The organism is Lancefieldella parvula (assembly GCF_963530955.1).
GTDB lineage: Bacteria > Actinomycetota > Coriobacteriia > Coriobacteriales > Atopobiaceae > Lancefieldella > Lancefieldella parvula_A.
Genome location: NZ_CAUSFQ010000103.1, coordinates 1 through 4,290, shown reverse-complemented (window position 1 = coordinate 4,290; position 4,290 = coordinate 1). Strand labels below are relative to the sequence as shown.

The window sequence follows — 4,290 nt, the reverse complement described above, 5'->3', positions numbered from 1 at the left end:
AGGATGCTGGCGGCTACTCGTATTCTCGCTATGCTACAGGTCATGCGTACAATGCCGGTATTGAAGAGGCTTCTCGTCAGAAGACTATGGCAAGTCGTACGCGCGGTGGCGTTCAGCGCAAGCGTGTGGGTATTGCAGGCGTTAGCATTCCAGCTTACAAAGACGATGTAACCAGAAGAACTGTTGCTCCAAGCGATTACACCGATGACCTTCGTTATGACAATGTAACTGCTCCTTACGAGCGTGCATCAACTATTTCTGGTCGTCGTGGATCAAGAAATATTGCGCAGGTAGATAGGCCTAATGTTCGCCGTCGCCAGCCATCTGGCGCTGCTGCTCAACAACGTCGTGCTCCTCAAAGACCAGGCATTATGGGAGCACTTCAGAATTACTTCTCTGACACAGGACGCACTATTGCCACTGTGTTTGCTCTTGTTGTTGTGATTATTACTGCCGTTTTGCTGTTCAGCGTTCGTTCCTGCATGACAGCTCGTACTACGCCTACTACAACAAAGACAGTAAGCGTTAATAATTCAACAACTGATTCTTCAAAGAATTCCACTACTACAAATAGCAACACGGACTCTTCTAAGAAGGATTCTACGGATACTTCTAAGAGTACTACTACAACTGAGCCTAAGAAGGAGGAGACTCCTAAGCAGACTACCGTTGTAGTTACTGTTGCAGATGGTCAAACCAGTTGGGTTGAGATTACTGTTGACGGTAAGAGTGTTGAGGCTGATGCCATTACTGGTCCTTGGTCGCAAACATACACCGTCACTGATTCCATGAACGTTCTTGCAGGTACACCTGGCGCTGTTGCGGTTACTGTTAACGGTACTGCTAAGCCATTTGACGCAAATGCCTCAGGTATTGGTACCTTGACTATTCAGGGAACTAAGCCTGCTGACGGTACTGCAGCAAATGCTTCTGGAACTCAAACAAACAGCACGTCAACTACTACTACCGGTGGAACTTCTGGCACCACTAACAACCAGAATTCCAACAGCAATTCAAACAATAACTAAACGCCATGGGGCGAGAAGTTCTTCTCGCCCTGAATATACGGAGGGGAAATGGCTAAAGAATCAAGCTTTGACGTTGTGTCTGAAGTAGACATGATGGAAGTTGATAATGCATTTCAGCAGGCAGCTCGTGAGCTAACTCAGCGCTATGATCTTAAAGATTCTGGTGCAACACTTGAGCTCTCAAAGAAAGAGGGTAAGTTCACTATTGAGGCTCCTGCAGATTTTGTTGCATCTCAGGTGAGGGATGTTCTTGGCTCCAAGCTGGTAAAGCGCGGAATTGATCTTACTGCTATTCGTTGGGGAGACCCCATTCCTGCGGCAGGCTCTACCGTGCGTCAGATTGGCTCAATTGTTTCTGGAATTGACCAGGAGACTGCCAAGAAGATTGCTAAAGATATTCGTGATATGAAAGTTAAGGCTAAGGCAACCGTTGAGGGCGATAAGCTGCGTGTTTCTAGCGCTTCTCGCGATGTTCTTCAGTCTGTGATTGCAAGCCTTAAGGAGAAAGACTATGGCCAGCCCCTCCAGTTCAACAACTATCGATAGGGGCTACAACGTCCTATACATCACGTTAGGATGCGCTAAAAACGAGGTTGATACAGATCGCATGCGTGCGCGTCTTTTAGCCTCTGGTTTTGGTGAAGTTGCAGATCCAGACTCAGCAGACGTTGCAATTATCAACACCTGCTCATTCTTGGCTTCAGCAACAGAGGAGTCCATTGAAGCTACGCTTGAGATTGCTGAGGGCGCTTCTGAGGGAGTGCGCAAGCTGCCCATTATTATGTGTGGCTGCGTCCCTTCCAGGTACGGCGCAGAGCTTAACGAGCAGCTTCCAGAAGTTGCTGCGTTTGTTCCGGCAGATCAAGAAGATGGCATTGTCAGCGTTGTTGCAGACGTTCTGAATATCCCTGAGCCTACGCAGTCTATTGTGGCTGCCCATGGAATGCTGCGTACTATTGATGGCGCCAGTGCATTTGTAAAGATTTCCGAGGGCTGTGATAGATTCTGCGCTTTCTGTGCCATTCCGTACATTCGCGGCCACTATCACTCAAGGCCCGCTGAAGAGATTCTTCAAGAGGTACACGAGCTGATGGAAGGTGGTGTTCGTGAGGTCATTCTGATTGGCCAGGACACCGGTATCTGGGGCTCGGATATACCTGATACAGTAGACGGTCAGACGCCAACGCTTGCTAAGCTTATGCAGCAGGTTGCTGAGGTAGTTCGTCCTTATAAGGGATGGATTCGCGTTTTGTATCTGCAGCCAGAAGGTATGACCGATGAGCTTATCAGCACTATTCGCGATACACCTGAGGTTCTGCCTTACATTGATATTCCAATTCAGCACTGCAACGAGCGCATTCTTAAGCGTATGGGTCGTTCTGGTTCTACACAGGAGCTTCGCAAGCTTTTTGATCGCCTCAGAACAGAGATTCCTGGTATGGTTCTCCGTACCACGGGAATGTGCGGCTTCCCAGGTGAGACTGATGATGAATCAGATGAGCTCTACGACTTTATTCAGGAGCAGGAGTTTGATTACACATCCGTCTTTACCTATTCACCAGAAGAGGGAACTCTTGGTGCAAAGATGTCTGATCAGGTTCCAGATGAGGTAAAGATTGAGCGTACTCAGCGCTTACTTGACCTTGTAGAGCAGCTTGGCTTTGCAGCAACTGCTCGTCACGTTGGCGAGCGCTGCGAGGTCATTATTGACGGAATTGAAGAATCTGACGAAGGCACTGAGCTTATCGGCCACACGTGGTTCCAGGCTCCAGACTGTGATGGCGCTGTTCACATTGCAGAGGGAGAGGCCGCAGTCGGAGATATTGTCGTTTGTGACCTGGTAGATTCTTTCTGCTATGAAATGATTGGCGAGATCGTAGACACTACAGACACACAGTCTGGCGAGAAAACCGTTTAGTTGGGGATTAGTCATGTCATCAAAGACAATTTGGACACCTGCAAATATTGTTACCTGTGCTCGTGTGGTCTTAGTGCCCTTTTGGCTTCTCTTGGCGCAGCTTTTAGGTGTATCTCTGGCAGATTCTCTGGCAACACCTGGTTTTAACTTTGGAGCTTTTCTTGTTTTTATCGGCTATGTTGTTATTTCTTTGACCGATAAGCTTGATGGTTACCTTGCCCGTAGTAGAAATGAAGTTACTACCTTTGGCAAGTTCTTAGATCCAATTGCCGATAAACTCGCTGTTGTTGTAGCTCTTTTTGTACTTCTAGAGTGGCATATGGTTTCTCCATGGGTGCTCTTAGTGATTGTTGCACGAGAGTTTTTGGTATCGGGTCTTAGAATGGTTGTAGCTTCAAAGGGAGTTGTTATTGCAGCTTCTGACTTGGGTAAGTGGAAGACTGCAACAACTATGGTTGCTATCTGTGGTCTGCTCTTTTTGCCTAGTATTCCTGGCGGAATGATTCAGGACGTTTTGCTCTTTATCTTCAACGCATCTATGTGGGTTGCAGTAGTTCTAACGGCCTGGTCAGGAATTGACTACTTTGTAAAGTCTTGGCAATACATTGCTGAAGTTTAACAAGATGGCGTCTCTCTGAGGCGCCATATTTGTATAAGATAAGCTCATGTGCAGATCAAACGGTTTTCTGCTTAATGAAAAGTTGTGATTCAAATGTTTTCACCTGAAGTTCTTTCAGAAGCTCAACAGATTATTTCAGAGGCTCTTGCGACTGGTCTTACCGTTGCTTCCGCTGAGTCTTGTACGGGAGGACTTGTTGCAGGCGCTCTTACAGCCATCTCTGGATCATCAAGCGTGCTTAAGGGCTCTGTTGTAAGCTATACCATTGAGATTAAGCAAAAGGTATTAGGCGTTTCAAAAGACATTTTTGATGAACCGTCCCTTGGTGCTGTTTCTGAGCCCTGCGCAGCTCAAATGGCTTCAGGTGTTAGAGGCGTTATTGGATCAGATATTGCAGTTTCCGTTACAGGAATAGCAGGACCAACAGGAGAAGAGCCTGGTAAACCAGTTGGAACAGTTTGGTTTGGCATTAGCAGCAAACACTTTACCCATACGGTCTGCAAACATTTTTCTGGTAATAGGGAACAGGTGCGAGAAGCTGCTGTTTTGCAGGCTTTACAATTAATTCATGAAGCAATTGTGAAGGCTTAAAATCTGATTTTAATAGGGAGGCTCAAAACTAGTTTGTTTTGAGCTTCTTATTTTTTGCAACAATGCAGGACTTATACAGCTTGAATTCTCATTGCTAGTGCAACAACAAAAGATAAGGTAGTGACCCATGGGTC

5 protein-coding genes are annotated in these 4,290 nt (G+C 46.6%); all 5 read left to right on the top strand.

Going from position 1 to position 4,290, the window contains the following annotated elements:
* Positions 1-1,028: RodZ domain-containing protein (locus RWJ43_RS06190; protein ID WP_314008999.1), on the top strand; the 1,028-nt coding region annotated here is incomplete at its 5' end.
* Between the two features lie 48 nt (positions 1,029-1,076).
* Positions 1,077-1,574, top strand: coding sequence for a YajQ family cyclic di-GMP-binding protein (locus RWJ43_RS06185; RefSeq protein ID WP_012808870.1), 498 nt, complete (start codon positions 1,077-1,079; stop codon positions 1,572-1,574).
* Complete coding sequence (gene rimO / locus RWJ43_RS06180; protein WP_314008997.1) at positions 1,540-2,946, top strand: 30S ribosomal protein S12 methylthiotransferase RimO; 1,407 nt, start codon at positions 1,540-1,542, stop codon at positions 2,944-2,946. The genes RWJ43_RS06185 and rimO overlap by 35 nt, the downstream gene beginning before the upstream one ends.
* Before the next feature lie 13 nt (positions 2,947-2,959).
* Positions 2,960-3,565 (top strand): CDP-diacylglycerol--glycerol-3-phosphate 3-phosphatidyltransferase, encoded by a 606-nt coding sequence (gene pgsA, locus RWJ43_RS06175; RefSeq protein WP_314008995.1) that lies wholly within the window; start codon positions 2,960-2,962, stop codon positions 3,563-3,565.
* A gap of 93 nt (positions 3,566-3,658) precedes the next feature.
* Positions 3,659-4,156 (top strand): CinA family protein, encoded by a 498-nt coding sequence (locus RWJ43_RS06170; protein WP_314009002.1) that lies wholly within the window; start codon positions 3,659-3,661, stop codon positions 4,154-4,156.
* Positions 4,157-4,290: the final 134 nt, after the last annotated feature.

What these genes read in the sequence shown, in the direction of transcription:
- RWJ43_RS06185 (WP_012808870.1), top strand. Translation starts at nt 1,077, where the DNA reads ATGGCTAAAGAATCAAGCTTTGACGTTGTGTCTGAAGTAGACATGATG.
- rimO (WP_314008997.1), top strand. Translation starts at nt 1,540, where the DNA reads ATGGCCAGCCCCTCCAGTTCAACAACTATCGATAGGGGCTACAACGTC.
- RWJ43_RS06170 (WP_314009002.1), top strand. Translation starts at nt 3,659, where the DNA reads ATGTTTTCACCTGAAGTTCTTTCAGAAGCTCAACAGATTATTTCAGAG.
- pgsA (WP_314008995.1), top strand. Translation starts at nt 2,960, where the DNA reads ATGTCATCAAAGACAATTTGGACACCTGCAAATATTGTTACCTGTGCT.